Genomic DNA, 14,380 nt, shown 5'->3' on the forward strand with positions numbered 1-14,380 from the left:
GCCGAAGCTAAGACCGTTCGAGATTACTCAACGATCTTCGCGACGACGCCGGCGCCGACGGTGCGGCCGCCTTCACGGATGGCGAAGCGCAGCTTCTCTTCCATGGCGATCGGGGTGATCAGCTCGACGTCCAGCTCGGCGTTGTCGCCCGGCATGATCATTTCCACGCCTTCGCGCAGCTTGATGATGCCCGTCACATCCGTCGTGCGGAAGTAGAACTGCGGACGGTAGTTGGTGAAGAACGGGGTGTGACGGCCGCCTTCTTCCTTGGTCAGGATGTAGGCTTCGGCCACGAACTTGGTGTGCGGCGTGATCGAACCCGGCTTGCACAGCACTTGGCCGCGCTCGACGTCTTCACGCTTGGTGCCGCGCAGCAGCACGCCCACGTTGTCGCCGGCTTGACCTTGGTCCAGCAGCTTGCGGAACATTTCAACGCCCGTGCAGGTCGTCTTCTGGACCGGACGGATGCCGACGATTTCGACTTCTTCACCGACCTTCACGATGCCGCGCTCGACGCGACCGGTGACGACCGTACCGCGACCCGAGATCGAGAACACGTCTTCGACCGGCATCAGGAACGGCATGTCGACCGGACGCTCCGGCTGCGGGATGTAGGCGTCGACCGAAGCCATCAGCTCCAGGATCTTCTCTTCGCCGATGTTGGCGTCGCGGCCTTCAACGGCGGCCAGAGCCGAACCCTTGGTGATCGGAATGTCGTCGCCCGGGAACTGGTAGCTGCTCAGCAGCTCGCGCACTTCCATTTCGACGAGCTCCAGCAGCTCTTCGTCGTCGACCATGTCGACCTTGTTCATGAACACGACCAGAGCCGGCACGCCGACCTGACGGGCCAGCAGGATGTGCTCGCGGGTCTGCGGCATCGGGCCGTCAGCGGCCGAAACCACCAGGATCGCGCCGTCCATCTGCGCCGCGCCCGTGATCATGTTCTTCACGTAGTCGGCGTGGCCGGGGCAGTCGACGTGGGCGTAGTGACGGTTGGCCGTCTCATATTCCACGTGCGCGGTGTTGATCGTGATGCCGCGGGCCTTCTCTTCCGGCGCCGCGTCGATTTCGTCGTACTTCTTGGCAGTCGCGCCGCCCGACTTCGCCAGCGTCATCGTGATCGCGGCGGTCAGCGTCGTCTTGCCATGGTCAACGTGACCAATGGTGCCGATGTTGCAGTGCGGCTTAGTACGTTCGAACTTTTCCTTGGCCATCTTCTTAGCTCCAGGACCCCAGAGGGGCCTTTAATTGGTTGAACTTCTGGGGTGGGCTGGAAGGGACCAAAGAGGCCCCTTCCCAATTCTCACCAGCTCCTTCTCCCGAGGGAAAAGGGTTAGGCGTACTTCTTGATCACTTCGTCGGCGACGTGTTGCGGCACCGGATCGTAGTGGTCGTAGACCATGCTGAACTGAGCGCGGCCTTGCGACATGCCCCGCAGGGTGTTCACGTAACCGAACATGTTGGCCAGCGGGACGTAGGCGTTCACGACAGTCGCGTTGCCGCGCATGTCTTGACCCTGGATCATGCCACGGCGGCTGTTCAGGTCGCCGATGACCGAGCCCAGATATTCTTCCGGCGTCACGACCTCGACCTTCATGATCGGCTCGAGCAGCTTCGGAGCGCCCTTTTCGCGCAGCTCCTTGAAGGCGGCGCGCGAGGCGATTTCGAAGGCCAGGACCGACGAGTCGACGTCGTGGTACTTGCCGTCCGTCAGGGTCGCCTTGAAGTCGATCAGCGGGAAGCCGGCCAGCAGGCCGCTGTCCTTGACCGATTCCAGGCCCTTCTGGACGCCGGGGATGTATTCCTTCGGCACCGCGCCGCCGACGATCGCGCTTTCGAACACGAAGCCCGAACCCGGCTCGCCCGGTTCGAAGGTGATCATGACGCGGGCGAACTGGCCCGTACCACCGGTCTGCTTCTTGTGCGTGTAGTCGATGTCGACCTTGCGGCCCAGCGATTCACGATAGGCAACCTGCGGCGCGCCGATGTTGGCTTCGACCTTGTAGGTCCGCTTCAGGATGTCGATCTTGATGTCCAGGTGCAGTTCGCCCATGCCCTTCAGGATCGTCTGGCCGCTTTCGAAGTCGGTCGAGACGGTGAAGGACGGATCTTCGGCGGCCAGCTTCTGCAGGGCGACGCCCAGCTTCTCCTGGTCAGCCTTCGACTTGGGTTCGACGGCGATTTCGATAACCGGGGCCGGGAACTCCATGCGCTCCAGGATGACCGGCGACTTCAGCGGATCGCACAGGGTGTCGCCCGTGCGGGTTTCCTTCAGGCCAGCCAGGGCGACGATGTCGCCGGCATAGGCTTCCTTGATGTCTTCGCGGTTGTTGGAGTGCATCAGCAGCATGCGGCCGACGCGCTCGCGCTTGTCGCGCGTCGAGTTCAGCAGCGACATGCCGGTTTCCATCTTGCCCGAGTAGATGCGGCAGAAGGTCAGCGAACCGACGAAGGGGTCGTCCATGATCTTGAACGCCAGAACCGACAGCGGCTCTTCGTCCGAGGCCAGACGGGTGGTCTCTTCTTCGGTCTTGAAGTCGATGCCCTTGGTCGGCGGAATGTCGACCGGCGACGGCAGGTAGTCGACGACCGCGTCGAGCAGGGGCTGGACGCCCTTGTTCTTGAAGGCCGAGCCGCAGAGGATCGGATAGAAGGCGCCGGTCAGCACGGCCTTACGGATGCACTTCTTGATCGTCTCGATCGAGGGCTCTTCGCCGCCCAGATAGGCTTCCATGGCGTCGTCGTCGAGTTCGACGGCGTTTTCGACCAGGTAGGCGCGGGCCTCGACGGCCTTGTCCATCAGGTCGGCCGGGATTTCTTCGTCGCGGTACGACGCGCCCAGACCGTCATTGTCCCAGACCACGGCCTTCATGCGGACCAGGTCGACGAGACCCTTCAGGTTCGACTCGGCGCCGATCGGGAATTGGATCGGAACGGCCTTGGCGCCCAGACGGTCGCGGATCGACTCGACCGACTTGTCGAAGTCAGCGCCGATCTTGTCCATCTTGTTGACGAACACGATCCGCGGAACCTTGTACTTGTCGGCCTGGCGCCAGACGGTTTCGGTCTGCGGCTCGACGCCGGCGTTACCGTCCAGCACCGTCACGGCGCCGTCGAGAACGCGCAAGCTGCGCTCGACTTCGATGGTGAAGTCGACGTGCCCGGGGGTGTCGATGATGTTCAGGCGCTTTTCGTTCCAGAAAGCGGTCGTCGCGGCCGACGTGATCGTGATGCCGCGCTCTTGCTCCTGCTCCATCCAGTCCATGGTGGCGGCGCCATCGTGGACTTCACCGATCTTGTGCGACTTACCGGTGTAATAAAGGATCCGCTCGGTCGTCGTCGTCTTGCCCGCGTCGATGTGGGCCATGATGCCGAAGTTGCGGTAGTCTTCGATTTTATGCGTGCGGGGCATAGCGATCGCTCTGCGAAACGGGGCGGCCCTGGACGGACACGACCGGGATTAAACGTGCGGCGCGGGCGGTTTATCTCAAACCGCCCGCGCCTGAAAGAGTGCTGGTAAGAAAGGTTACCAGCGGTAGTGCGAGAACGCCCGGTTGGCCTCGGCCATCTTGTGGGTGTCTTCGCGCTTCTTCACGGCGGTGCCGCGGTTGTTCGAGGCGTCGAGCAGCTCGCCGGCCAGCTTTTCGGTCATGGTGTTCTCACCGCGCTTGCGAGCGGCGGTCACCAGCCAACGGATGGCCAGGGCGCGGCGACGGTCCGGACGGACTTCAACCGGCACTTGGTAGGTGGCGCCGCCAACGCGACGCGACCGGACTTCGATCGCCGGAGCGACGTTGTCCAGAGCGGAGTGGAAGGTTTCAAGCGGACCTTGGTCCTTGCGCTTGGCTTCCAGGATGTCGAAAGCACCATAGATGATGTTTTCGGCGACGGCTTTTTTGCCCTCGTACATCACGTAGTTCATGAACTTCGTGACAACCAGATCCCCAAACTTGGGATCCGGCAGGACTTGGCGTTTCTCGGCGCGACGGCGGCGGGACATCTTCTTCTATTCCTTACTTCGGACGCTTGGCGCCGTAGAGCGAACGACGCTGCTTACGATCCTTGACACCTTGGGTGTCGAGGACGCCGCGCAGGATGTGATAACGGACGCCGGGCAAGTCCTTGACGCGGCCGCCGCGGATGAGCACCACCGAGTGCTCCTGCAGGTTGTGGCCTTCGCCCGGGATGTAGCACACGGCTTCGATGCCGGTGGTCAGACGGACCTTGGCGACCTTACGCAGAGCCGAGTTCGGCTTCTTCGGGGTCGTGGTGTAAACGCGGGTGCAAACGCCGCGACGCTGCGGGCAGCCCTTCAGGGCGGGCACCTTGTTCCGCACCGGCTTCGGAGAGCGCGGCTTACGGATGAGCTGGTTAATGGTAGGCATTAAGTCTCTGCTCTGATGGAAGCGTGTGCCTTTCGGCCGGGGCGCTTCAGGTCCTTGTCTTTGTTTTTCGGCTTTTCAAGGCTCGGCTAAGAGACCCGATAAACACGAAACTCGCCGGAGCGCGGGAAGCACACCGGCGGGTTCAAGATCCCTTCGGACCCGAAAGCCCGGAAGGAACGCAAGCTCATCAGGACGGACGCGAACGACCGCCTCGAAAAAGAGCGCGGTATTTACTCGCGAAGTGGGCCAGCGTCAACCGCCTGTTCCCGCGTCGGTTAACGCCCTCTTAAGGCCCAAATCTAGGCCGCGTTTTCGCCACGTCCAGCGGTGTAGCGTGATGGGGGGATGGTCCCGCTTGCCTTGGTTGCGCGGAACGCCATTTGGGATGGCGGGGCGCGCCCCGTCGAGAGGGCCGGGAGTTCAGGTGAGCGTCAGCATGGAGGGCAGCGTCGAGCGGCGACGCCGAGCGACGATCATCGCCGGCTCACTGCTGTTGCACGGCGCCCTGCTGGCGTGGCTGGCCCTGCCCCCGCCGCCCCTGCTTGACACCTTCGCGGAAGACGCACTGCCGACCATGACGCTGGAACTGCAGCGGCGGGTCGAGCGCGAGGCGCCAAGGCCGCGCCCGTCTTCGACGACGACCGCCATTCCCGCATCCCCCCTGCCCTTCACAGTGCGCACGCCTGTCCGGCCGGCGCCGGCGGGGACGCCAAGCCTGGAGGTTCCGGCGTCCGCCTTGGCGCGACCTGGCGTCGCCATTCGCCCCGCCCCCTTGCCGGGCGACAGCGCCGGCGACCTGCGCACCGCCTTGCGTGGCAGCGTCACGGGCTGCGTCAACGCCGACGCGGTGGGCCTGAACCGCCGCGAGCGCGAACGCTGCGACGAGCAGTTCGGCGCGGCCAAGGCCAAGGGCGATCCGCTGTCGGGCATGGACGCCGGCAAGCGCCGGGCGCTCGACGCCCAGGCCGCGGCCCAAGAGGCCTATCGCCGCTATCAGGACGCTCCGATGGGGCCGGGCGTGGATCATCGCAGCAAGGATCATCCGGGCACGATGAAGGAGATTCCCTTCGTGCTCGGCGCGCAGCAGGACGGGCTGGGTCGCGAGCGAAAGTCCGTGGCCGACGAAATGCGCAGGGCCAAGGATCTGGAGTCCCGCGCCACGAGGTATCTGGAGCTGAAGAAGGCGCAAGACGCCCGTCGCTGACGCGCCCGCTTTTCTTGACGCATCCCTTGAGGCCGATACCGTCAGGCCATGATCCGCGCCCTCCTCGCCGCCCTGGCCCTCTCCGCCGCCGCATCGATCGCCGCGCCCGACGCCGCGCGAGCCGCGCCCTGGCCCACGACCGAAGGCGACCTCGTCTTCAAGGATGTAGCGTTCAAGTCGGGGGAACGCCTGTCCGAAGCGCGCATGCGCTACACGACCGCTGGAACCCCGCATCGGAATGCGCAAGGCGAGATCGACAACGCCGTCATGCTGCTGCACGGCACCGGCGGCTCGGGGAAGAACTTCCTGTCGCCGCTGTTCGCCGACGAACTGTTTGGGCCTGGTCAGCCGCTGGATCTGGCAAAAACCTACGTGATCATGCCCGACAATATCGGGCATGGCGGATCATCCAAGCCGAGCGACGGCCTGCGCATGGCGTTCCCGCGCTATGACTATGACGACATGGTCGCCCTGCAGCATAGACTGCTGGTCGAGGGCCTGGGCGTGAAGCGCCTGAAGCTGATCCTCGGCACGTCGATGGGCTGTATGCACGCTTTTGTCTGGGGGCAGACCTATCCCGGCTTCGCCGAGCGCCTGGCGCCGTTCGCGTGCAACGCCGTCCCCCTCGCCGGCCGCAATCGCATGTGGCGCAAGATGGCGATGGACGCCATTCGCGCCGACCCGGCCTGGAAGGAAGGGAACTACAGCACCCAGCCCACGGCCGGGCTGCGCACCCTCACCGATCTGCTGATCCTGGCCGGCGCCAACCCGCTGGCTCAGCAGGCGCAGTATCCGACCCGCGAGGCGACCGACAAGGCGCTGGACCAGGCGTTCAACGCCCGGATCGGCGCGATCGACGCCAATGACGCGCTCTACTACATCGACGCTTCGCGGACCTACGACCCCTCGCCGGGGGCCTTGAGAAGATCAACGTGCCGGTCTTGTGGGTGAACTCGGCGGATGACTTCATCAACCCGCCGGAGCTGGGTCTGGCCGAGTCGTTGGTCAAGCGCATGCCCAAGGCGCGCTTCGTGCTGATCCCCGCATCGACTGAGACCCGGGGCCACGGCACCCATACGGCGGCGAAGTTCTGGAAGGCGGATCTGGCCAAGCTTCTGGCGCAGTAGAGCGCGAGCTGACGGCCAAAACAAAAGCCCCGCGCCGGACCGACGTGGGGCTTTCGATTTCAGCAGGCCTGAAGCGCGTCAGGCGATCTTTTCGACCTGATTGTATTCCAGCTCCACCGGGGTGGCGCGGCCGAAGATCGAGACGGTGACGCGCAGGCGGGCCTTTTCCTCGTCGACATACTCGACCGAGCCATTGAAGCTGGCGAACGGGCCGTCGGTGACGCGGACGTTCTCGCCGACTTCGTACAGCACCACAGCCTTGGGGGCCGCGACGCCTTCCTCGATCGTGCCGATGATGCGCTGGACTTCCTTTTCGGAGACCGGCATCGGCTTGGAGCCGCTGCCCAGGAAGCCCGTGACCTTCGGCGTGTTCTTGATCAGGTGGTAGGCCTCGTCCGAGAGGTTCATCTTCACCAGGACGTAGCCCGGGAAGAACTTACGCTCGGCGTTGACCTTCCGGCCGCGACGGATCTCGACGACATCCTCGGTCGGCACGAGGATCTCGGAGAAGTTCTCCTCCAGGCCCTGGTTCTTGGCCTGCTCGCGGATGCTCTCGGCCACCTTCTTCTCGAAGTTCGAGTAGGCGTGGACGATGTACCACTTGTGGTTCGGGTTGGACGCGGTCTCGGTGCTCATCGTCTTTATCTTATCCCGCGGTCGCCAGCTTGAGCAGCTGGTTGATAGCGAAGCCAATGCCGCCGTCCACGGCGGTGAAGAACAGCGAAGCCAGCACCACCATGATGAAGACCATCACCGAGGTGATCCAGGTCTCCTTGCGGGTGGTCCAGGTGATCTTGCGGGCCTCGGCGCGCACTTCACGGAAGAACTGCAGAGGGTTGGTGCGCTTCTTCGGGGCCGGAGCGGCGGCGGCTGTCGCGCCAGCGCCGGCGGGCGCCATCGCCGCAGCCGTCTTGGCGGCGCGGTTTTTCATCGCGGACGGGCTGGATCCCGGTTTCCTGGCCATGCTCTTGAGGCTCACGACTTTCTAGATGACCCGGATCGGCGAGCGACCCGGTGGCCAAAACGATCGGGTCGAAACACCGACCCGTCGGAAACATATAGTGGCAGGAGTGGAGGGACTCGAACCCCCGGCCCTCGGTTTTGGAGACCGATGCTCTACCAGCTGAGCTACACTCCTGCGGACCGACCGCCCTTTCGGGCTGACGGACATCCGGAGACAGACAGCGCGCCGGAAGCTTTCAAGCCTCGGCGCGCCTGTCTCTGTCGCCAGAGCCGCGCCATTTAGCAGGGTCGCACTCGCCCGGCAAGCGGGGCGCGGAGGATTGCCGCTTTTGAGGCCCGGAACCTTGCTGCGCAGCCCTGTTTGAACGGCTGGGCGGGATCAAAGACGCACGCCGGGCGTTGTGGGTCCATGCCGAGCTTATCAAACCCGCCCACCGAAGGCCGCGCCTCGAATCGCGAGGTTGAGCACGAGACCACGCGCCCCGCCCGCGCGGGCCAAGCGCCTTGCCCGGCGACTGAGCCGCCGGGATCGGCAGACAGCGTCTGCTCGCCGAAGACCCGGACGGATCCGGGCTCCGGCGAAAGCTAGGACCAATCCGGCAAGGCTAGCCGGCCTTGTCGACCTTGGTCTTGTCGTCCTTGGTCGTTGTCGCGCTGCTGGCGGGAACCGACGTTCCGCACTGGATGCCGAGATACGACCACCGTACGTCCGTCAACTGACGCCCGCACTGGGTGTTCTTGCCCATATCCTTGCCCTGCAGGGAGATCGCGACCCCCTTGCTGAGGTCGGGCGCGGGGCTGGCCGTACTGATGTCGTAATACCCGCCCCCGCGTCCCTTCACGACGAGACAGTTGGTATTCTCGACGGGCCGCACACAGCCTGACGCCGTAACGGGCGTCGCCTCCACGATGACTTGCTGAGCCTGCGCGACCTTCGACTTCGCGCCACTGTCACTACAACCGGCCAAACCAAACGCTACCAGACTGGCCGCCGCGGCGGCCCCTGTGAACCAAACCCGCATACGTTCCTCCGTATCGTTGGCTTCGCGAACGAAGCAACTTGAAGTCTGCGCCTGGTTTCAGGGTGCGGCAATCACAATTTTGCCTTTTTCGAAAACTTAGTCCGCTCGTTTTCGCAATGCGAAAAACTCGCAGCATCACCCGCGATGTCAGAGACACGATTTCAGCATACAGAGCGTTTCGGATGAAATAATCTTTCACGGCGAGCAGATTGGCCACGAGACCAAACAACTGTTCGCAGACTTTTCCTTTTAAGGTTCTGCGCTGAGCAATACTTCACGGCCTCTTACGCGCCGCAGGAGCGCGCGCCCGCCTGGCAGGAGTTTTTCGCGAGGCGGCATTAGACAACCGGCGTTGACATCGCGACGGGCTTTCACACATGAGACAAGCACCACCAAAGGGCCCCAGGGCGGCTTCATTCCGCGCCTTCAGGGGGCGACCGCCTTTTTTCGCGCCCTGCGCGTCAGAGATACGAAGAGTTCAGATGACGGCCACCGCGTCCGCCGCCGCTCCCGTGAAGGAAGCCCCGTACTTCGTCGAGAAGGTGCTGTGGGTGAAACACTGGACCGACCGCCTGTTCAGCTTCGCCATCACGCGACCGGCCAGCTTCCGCTTCCGGTCGGGCGAGTTCGTGATGATCGGCCTGCCGCCGCGCGAAGAGCTCGGCGAGAAAAAGCCGATCCTGCGCGCCTATTCGATCGGCTCGCCCTCGTTCGCCGAAGAGCTGGAGTTCTTCTCGATCAAGGTTCCGGACGGCCCGCTGACGTCGCGCCTGCAACTGATCCAGGAGGGCGATGAGATCCTTCTGGGCAAGAAGCCGACGGGCACCCTGGTGCTGGACGCGGTTCGCCCCGGCAAGCGTCTGTTCCTGTTCGGCACCGGCACGGGTCTGGCCCCCTGGCTGTCGGTGGCGCGCGATCCGGACGCCTATAGCCGCTTCGAGCGCGTGATCGTCGCGCACGGCGTGCGCGAGGTTAAGGAGCTGGCCTATCGCGATCTCTTCACGCAGGAGATCTTCGACGATCCGCTGGTGGGCGACGAGGCGCGCGCCCAGCTGACCTATTATCCGACCGTGACGCGTGAAGCGTTCGAGCGCCAGGGCCGCTTCACCGACCTGATCACCAGCGGCAAGCTGTTCCAGGACCTCGGGATCGAAGGCGACAGGTTCGATCCCGAGAACGACCGCGCCATGCTGTGCGGCTCGATGGCGATGATCAAGGACACCGCCGCCCTGCTCGAAGCCCAGGGGCTCAAGGAAGGCTCCAACGCCGAACCGGGCGACTTCGTGATCGAGCGGGCTTTCGTCGGCTAGAGTCGCCTCCGCAGGATGGGGCCAAGCGGGTTCGGGCGGATCGAGAGATACTCTCGGCGCTCGCCCGATCTGGGGCCTCACCATTACAGCGAGATCGGCTAGGGTTTTCGAATGGCCGACTCGCCCTCTGCAAACTTGAGAAACCTGACCGTCGAGGAAGCCCGCCGCCGCATGCTCGATGGCGCGTCACGCCTCGGCGTTGAAACCGCGCCCTTGGCGGAGAGCCTTGGCCGAACGCTCGCCGAGCCCGTGGTGGCTGGCCGCGCGCAACCGCCTTTCGCAGCTTCGGCCATGGACGGCTGGGCGATCCGACGTTCTGACTACGCCCCTGGGGCGACCTTCCGGATCGTCGGCGAAAGCGCGGCCGGCGCCGCCTACACTCACCCCATCGCCTCCGGAGAAGCGGTGCGAATTTTCACCGGCGCGCCTGTGCCGGCGGAAGCCGATCTCGTCATCATCCAGGAAGAAGCGACCCGCGAGGGCGACCAGGTCCGCTTCGACGCCGGCCCTGATCCTCGCGGCAACGTCCGGGCGGCCGGCGGCGATTTCAAGGATGGCGACACGCTTCTCCCGGAAGGCGTTGTCATCGACCCCTGGCGCCTTTCCCTCATCGCCGCGGCGGGACGCGCCGAGGTGTCGGTCGCGCGACGTCCGCGCGTCGCGATCTTGGCCACCGGCGACGAACTCGCGCCGCCCGGCGCATCGCCCCGGCCCGACCAGATTTTCGAGAGCGGCTCCTACAGCCTCGTGGCGCTGATCGAGGCCTGGGGCGGTGAGGCGATCCGACTTTCCTCGCAGGGCGACGACGCCCAGGCGATCGCCTGCACCGTTGCGCCCGCGCCCGTCGACGTCATCGTCACGATCGGCGGCGCCTCGGTCGGCGACCACGACCTGGTCAAACCCGCGCTCCGAACGCTGGGCCTTGCGCTTTCGGTCGAGACGGTCGCCGTACGCCCCGGCAAGCCGACCTGGAGCGGGCGGTTGCCGGACGGTCGCCGCGTGGTGGGTCTGCCAGGAAACCCGGCCTCGGCGCTGGTGTGCGCGGAACTCTTCCTGCGGCCTCTGCTGGCGGCGCTCACGGGCGCGGCGCCGGATATCCGCCTCATTCCCGCGGGCTTGGCCGCCCCGCTTCCGGCGGGCGGACCGCGGGAGCATTGGATGCGCGCGGCGCTGTCGACGGATCCGGACGGGCGAGTCGTCGCGAGCCCCTTCCCCGATCAGGATTCCTCTCTGGTCAGCGTGTTCGCGCGCGCCGATGCTCTGCTACGGCGACGGCCCGGCGCGCCCCCTGCGGCGGCGGGCGCGGTTGTCGATGTTCTGCCGCTCCGGCGCGGCTGAAACCGCGACGGCATAGAATTGACGTGCTAAGCCCGGATCTGAGTTCGCCGGGCGTGACCCGACCTTCACCGCTTCAGAGGTTCGTTTCATGGGGCATGCAGGAAAGATCGCGACCCACGTTCTGCTGGCCTTCGTGGCCCTGCTGGCCGGTCGCTATCTCGTCATCGACATGCCGTTCACGCGGGACACGCTGCTTCAGGCGACCCTGTACGGCCTCGCAGCGTTCATCGTGGAGCTGGCTTTCCGGGTGGAGCGGGCCCCGTGGCGCTTCGTCTCGGCCACCGACCACCTGCGCCTCCTCCGCTCGGCCGTCCTGACGGCGGCGGCGTTCCTGGTCATTACCCGCCTGACCCATCCAGGCATCGACGGTGGCCTGCGCACCGTGGCCGGCGCGGCCCTGATCCAGGCGGCGCTGCTGTCGGCGCTGCGGGTGATCCGGCGGAGCCTGCATGAGCGAATGCTGCTCGATTCGGTGCTGCGCCTTGGCCCCGCCTCGATGCATCCGGCGCTGCCGCGTCTGCTGATCATCGGCTCGGCTTCCGAGGCCGAGGCCTTCCTGCGCGCGCCGGCCGGCCTTGGCGAACGTTACGCCCCGATCGGCGTGGTCTCGCCGCTCGACCGCGAGACCGGCGATGAACTGCGTGGCGTCTGCGTTCTGGGCTCGATCGCCGATTTCGACAGCGTGCTGGCCCGTCTGCGCGACAGCGGCCTCTCGCCGGCCGCGATCCTGTTCCTCACCGACAGCGCGATGAGCACCTTCGGGGCCGAGCGTCTGGGCCGCCTGAAGACGGAAGGCGTGCGCCTGCTGCGCCGCCACGGCGTGGTCGAGATGGGCGCGGCGGCGAACACCCCCCAGCTGCGCGAGATCAGCATCGAGGAACTCTTGAGCCGACCGCCTGTCCGACTGGATCCAGAGCCGGTTCGCGCGCTGGTGTCCGGCCGACGGGTGCTGGTGACAGGCGCGGGGGGCAGCATCGGTTCCGAGCTCTGCCGCCAGATCGCCGCCAGCGGATGCGCCCATCTGACCATGGTCGACGCCTCCGAATACAACCTGTTCCACATCGAGCGCGAGATCGCCGAACGGCACCCTCTCCTCTCGCGTCGTGAGGCGCTCTGCGACGTCCGCGACGCCGCCCGCGTCCAGCGCGTCTTCACGGAGATGAAGCCGGACATCATCTTCCACGCCGCGGCGCTGAAGCATGTCACGCTGGTGGAGAACCACCCCTGCGAGGGCGTCCGCACCAATGTGCTGGGCACCCGCAACGTGGCCATCGCCGCCAAGGCCTGTGGCGCGGCGCATCTCGCCTTGATCTCGACGGACAAGGCCGTCGCGCCGACCAGCGTCATGGGAGCCGCCAAGCGGGTGGCCGAGGCTGTCGCCCGCCAGTATGGCGGCGGCGGCGACATGCGGGTCAGCATCGTGCGCTTTGGCAATGTGCTGGGCTCGGCCGGCTCGGTCGTCCCGATCTTCAAGAGCCAGATCGCCCGGGGCGGGCCGATCACCCTGACCCATGCCGAGGTCGAGCGCTATTTCATGACCATTCCGGAGGCGGTGCAGCTTGTGCTCCGGGCCGTGGCCCTGTCGATGATCGCCTCCGAACCCGAGGCTGGTGTGCTGACCCTGGAGATGGGCGAGCCGGTGAAGATCATCGACCTGGCCCGGCGGATGATCGAGCTGCAGGGCCTGACGCCCGGGCGCGATATCGACATCCAGATCACGGGCCTGCGCCCCGGCGAGAAACTGACGGAGACGCTCGTCGACGTGAACGAGGTGGCGCGCCTGAAGGCGCCCGGCATCATGGAAGCGGTTCGTCTGGCGCCCGCTCCCGTCATCGCCGACGAGCGCCTCGCCGAACTGGACGCCCTGGCCGAGGTCGGCGACGAGGCCGGCGTCCGCGCGCGGCTCTTCGAACTGGTGGAGGACCTGCGCCAAGTCGGTCCGTCCAAGGTGGTCAAGATCCGGGCGTCCTGAGCCCTTGCCTCATGCCGCGACCGGCGCCAGCAGCGACTCCAGGTCCCGTGAGGGCGGGACTCCGTAGAAGCGACGATACTCCCGGCTGAACTGGGACGGACTTTGATAGCCGACCGCGAAGCCCGCCGCGCCGACATCTAAACCCTCGGCCAGCATGAGGCGGCGCGCCTCATGCAGTCGTAGCTGTTTCTGGTACTGCATCGGCGTCATGTTGGTGACGGCCTTGAAGTGGTGGTGCAGTGACGACTCGCTCATGCCCACCGCCTCGGCCAACACCCCAATGCGAAGCGGCTGAGCGAAATGGCTGCGTAACCACGCGGCGGCCCGCGCAACCTTCTGCCCCGCCCCCTCGACCATCGCGATGTTGATCAGTCGAGCGCCGTGAGGGCCCGTCAGCAGGCGATAAAGAACCTCCTGCTCGATCAAGGGCGCCATCGCGGCGATGTCGTCAGGGCGCTCTAGAAGTCGCAACATCCGCAAGGTGGCGTCCAGCAAGTCGGGCGACGCCGCCGTGACCGCCGCGCCGCTGATCCCGCCCGTGGCAGATGTCGCGCCGTCGGGAAGGCGACCGATCAGGTCAACCAGACGCGGGATGTTGATCTCCATGCCGACGCAGAGATGCGGATGGGCTTCGCTGGCCTCAACCACCCTAGAGATCACCGGCAGATCCAGCGCCACCAGGAGGCAATCGCCCACGCCATATTCCAGCGCTTCCCCGCCCACGGTCAGACATTTGCGCCCTTGGGCCACCAGCCAGAACGACGGGCGCTGGTCGGCGTGGAGCGGCTGGGTCGGCGCGCAGCGACGCGTCAGAAACACCCCTTCGATGATCGACTGGGGCGTCTCCTCCCTGGCGTACCGGGCGACTAGCGCAGCGATCTGGTCATAGACGTCGGAAGGGGTGGCAGGTCTCAAGGCCTTCATTTTCCTGGCTTCGGATACGATCGTCCTAGGTGGGAACCGAGCGAGAGGAAACCAAGGCCGCGCCGACTTTGCAGGATCGTGCAAGAGACTTGCAGGATCAGCCTAACGCCGTCGGCGGTCTGCGTGGCATATCGC

The 14,380-nt window shown here is 65.6% G+C and carries 14 protein-coding genes, 1 tRNA gene and 1 pseudogene; 7 read left to right on the forward strand and 9 right to left on the reverse strand.

All coding sequences use genetic code 11. The features are described 5' to 3' along the window. Positions 1-23: 23 nt before the first annotated feature. From tuf to rpsL, 4 genes are all read right to left on the reverse strand, one after another. Entirely contained in the window at positions 24-1,214 is a 1,191-nt protein-coding gene (tuf, locus tag OVA11_RS00005) for an elongation factor Tu (protein WP_268065482.1), read from the reverse strand. A 119-nt stretch (positions 1,215-1,333) separates the two neighbouring features. Further along, positions 1,334-3,412, reverse strand: coding sequence for an elongation factor G (gene fusA, locus OVA11_RS00010; protein ID WP_268065483.1), 2,079 nt, complete (start codon positions 3,410-3,412; stop codon positions 1,334-1,336). Positions 3,413-3,526: 114 nt separating this feature from the next. After that, positions 3,527-4,000: a 30S ribosomal protein S7 gene (gene rpsG, locus OVA11_RS00015; RefSeq protein WP_004624018.1), complete on the reverse strand. Its 474-nt coding sequence runs from the start codon at positions 3,998-4,000 to the stop codon at positions 3,527-3,529. 13 nt (positions 4,001-4,013) lie between these two features. Next, on the reverse strand, positions 4,014-4,385 hold the full coding sequence (gene rpsL / locus OVA11_RS00020) for a 30S ribosomal protein S12 (RefSeq protein ID WP_004624021.1): 372 nt from the start codon (positions 4,383-4,385) through the stop codon (positions 4,014-4,016). A gap of 23 nt (positions 4,386-4,408) precedes the next feature. Here rpsL and OVA11_RS00025 point away from each other — a divergent pair, with 23 nt between their 5' ends. The 3 genes and pseudogenes from OVA11_RS00025 to OVA11_RS00035 all read left to right on the forward strand — a co-directional run bounded on the left by OVA11_RS00025 (position 4,409) and on the right by OVA11_RS00035 (position 6,716). Continuing rightward, complete coding sequence (locus tag OVA11_RS00025; RefSeq protein WP_268065484.1) at positions 4,409-4,675, forward strand: hypothetical protein; 267 nt, start codon at positions 4,409-4,411, stop codon at positions 4,673-4,675. 134 nt (positions 4,676-4,809) lie between these two features. Then, positions 4,810-5,589, forward strand: coding sequence for a hypothetical protein (locus tag OVA11_RS00030; RefSeq protein WP_268065485.1), 780 nt, complete (start codon positions 4,810-4,812; stop codon positions 5,587-5,589). Between the two features lie 48 nt (positions 5,590-5,637). Continuing rightward, positions 5,638-6,716, forward strand: a pseudogene (locus tag OVA11_RS00035) (alpha/beta fold hydrolase). A 78-nt stretch (positions 6,717-6,794) separates the two neighbouring features. Here the strand turns inward: OVA11_RS00035 and nusG are convergent. The 3 genes from nusG to OVA11_RS00050 form a co-directional block, all read right to left on the reverse strand. Further along, positions 6,795-7,352 (reverse strand): transcription termination/antitermination protein NusG, encoded by a 558-nt coding sequence (gene nusG / locus OVA11_RS00040; protein WP_010921038.1) that lies wholly within the window; start codon positions 7,350-7,352, stop codon positions 6,795-6,797. 10 nt (positions 7,353-7,362) lie between these two features. Then, entirely contained in the window at positions 7,363-7,680 is a 318-nt protein-coding gene (gene secE / locus OVA11_RS00045; RefSeq protein ID WP_012640697.1) for a preprotein translocase subunit SecE, read from the reverse strand. 98 nt (positions 7,681-7,778) lie between these two features. Continuing rightward, positions 7,779-7,854: transfer RNA gene (locus OVA11_RS00050), tRNA-Trp, on the reverse strand. 234 nt (positions 7,855-8,088) lie between these two features. On the opposite strand from OVA11_RS00050, the gene OVA11_RS00055 reads away from it, so the two are divergent. Beyond that, the gene (locus OVA11_RS00055) at positions 8,089-8,268 is read left to right on the forward strand and encodes a hypothetical protein (RefSeq protein WP_268065486.1); all 180 of its coding nucleotides are present in this window, start codon (positions 8,089-8,091) and stop codon (positions 8,266-8,268) included. A 16-nt stretch (positions 8,269-8,284) separates the two neighbouring features. Here OVA11_RS00055 and OVA11_RS00060 read toward each other — a convergent pair whose 3' ends face one another. Next, a complete protein-coding gene (locus OVA11_RS00060) occupies positions 8,285-8,701 on the reverse strand; it encodes a hypothetical protein (protein ID WP_010921040.1) in 417 nt (138 codons plus the stop codon). A gap of 377 nt (positions 8,702-9,078) precedes the next feature. On the opposite strand from OVA11_RS00060, the gene OVA11_RS00065 reads away from it, so the two are divergent. From OVA11_RS00065 to OVA11_RS00075, 3 genes are all read left to right on the forward strand, one after another. Beyond that, positions 9,079-10,011 (forward strand): ferredoxin--NADP reductase, encoded by a 933-nt coding sequence (locus tag OVA11_RS00065; RefSeq protein ID WP_268065487.1) that lies wholly within the window; start codon positions 9,079-9,081, stop codon positions 10,009-10,011. A 111-nt stretch (positions 10,012-10,122) separates the two neighbouring features. Further along, entirely contained in the window at positions 10,123-11,349 is a 1,227-nt protein-coding gene (locus tag OVA11_RS00070; RefSeq protein WP_268065488.1) for a molybdopterin molybdotransferase MoeA, read from the forward strand. An 88-nt stretch (positions 11,350-11,437) separates the two neighbouring features. Further along, the gene (locus tag OVA11_RS00075) at positions 11,438-13,321 is read left to right on the forward strand and encodes a nucleoside-diphosphate sugar epimerase/dehydratase (RefSeq protein WP_268065489.1); all 1,884 of its coding nucleotides are present in this window, start codon (positions 11,438-11,440) and stop codon (positions 13,319-13,321) included. Positions 13,322-13,330: 9 nt separating this feature from the next. On the opposite strand, the gene OVA11_RS00080 is transcribed toward OVA11_RS00075, so the two are convergent. Next, on the reverse strand, positions 13,331-14,236 hold the full coding sequence (locus tag OVA11_RS00080; RefSeq protein ID WP_268065490.1) for an AraC family transcriptional regulator: 906 nt from the start codon (positions 14,234-14,236) through the stop codon (positions 13,331-13,333). Between the last annotated feature and the right edge of the window lie 144 nt (positions 14,237-14,380).

Source organism: Caulobacter sp. SL161, from assembly GCF_026672375.1.
GTDB lineage: Bacteria > Pseudomonadota > Alphaproteobacteria > Caulobacterales > Caulobacteraceae > Caulobacter.

Bases quoted from the DNA above. Each gene is read 5' to 3' on its own strand.
- tuf (WP_268065482.1), bottom strand. From the start codon at position 1,214: ATGGCCAAGGAAAAGTTCGAACGTACTAAGCCGCACTGCAACATCGGC.
- fusA (WP_268065483.1), bottom strand. From the start codon at position 3,412: ATGCCCCGCACGCATAAAATCGAAGACTACCGCAACTTCGGCATCATG.
- rpsG (WP_004624018.1), bottom strand. From the start codon at position 4,000: ATGTCCCGCCGCCGTCGCGCCGAGAAACGCCAAGTCCTGCCGGATCCC.
- rpsL (WP_004624021.1), bottom strand. From the start codon at position 4,385: ATGCCTACCATTAACCAGCTCATCCGTAAGCCGCGCTCTCCGAAGCCG.
- nusG (WP_010921038.1), bottom strand. From the start codon at position 7,352: ATGAGCACCGAGACCGCGTCCAACCCGAACCACAAGTGGTACATCGTC.
- secE (WP_012640697.1), bottom strand. From the start codon at position 7,680: ATGGCCAGGAAACCGGGATCCAGCCCGTCCGCGATGAAAAACCGCGCC.
- OVA11_RS00055 (WP_268065486.1), top strand. From the start codon at position 8,089: ATGCCGAGCTTATCAAACCCGCCCACCGAAGGCCGCGCCTCGAATCGC.
- OVA11_RS00060 (WP_010921040.1), bottom strand. From the start codon at position 8,701: ATGCGGGTTTGGTTCACAGGGGCCGCCGCGGCGGCCAGTCTGGTAGCG.
- OVA11_RS00065 (WP_268065487.1), top strand. From the start codon at position 9,079: ATGAGACAAGCACCACCAAAGGGCCCCAGGGCGGCTTCATTCCGCGCC.
- OVA11_RS00070 (WP_268065488.1), top strand. From the start codon at position 10,123: ATGGCCGACTCGCCCTCTGCAAACTTGAGAAACCTGACCGTCGAGGAA.
- OVA11_RS00075 (WP_268065489.1), top strand. From the start codon at position 11,438: ATGGGGCATGCAGGAAAGATCGCGACCCACGTTCTGCTGGCCTTCGTG.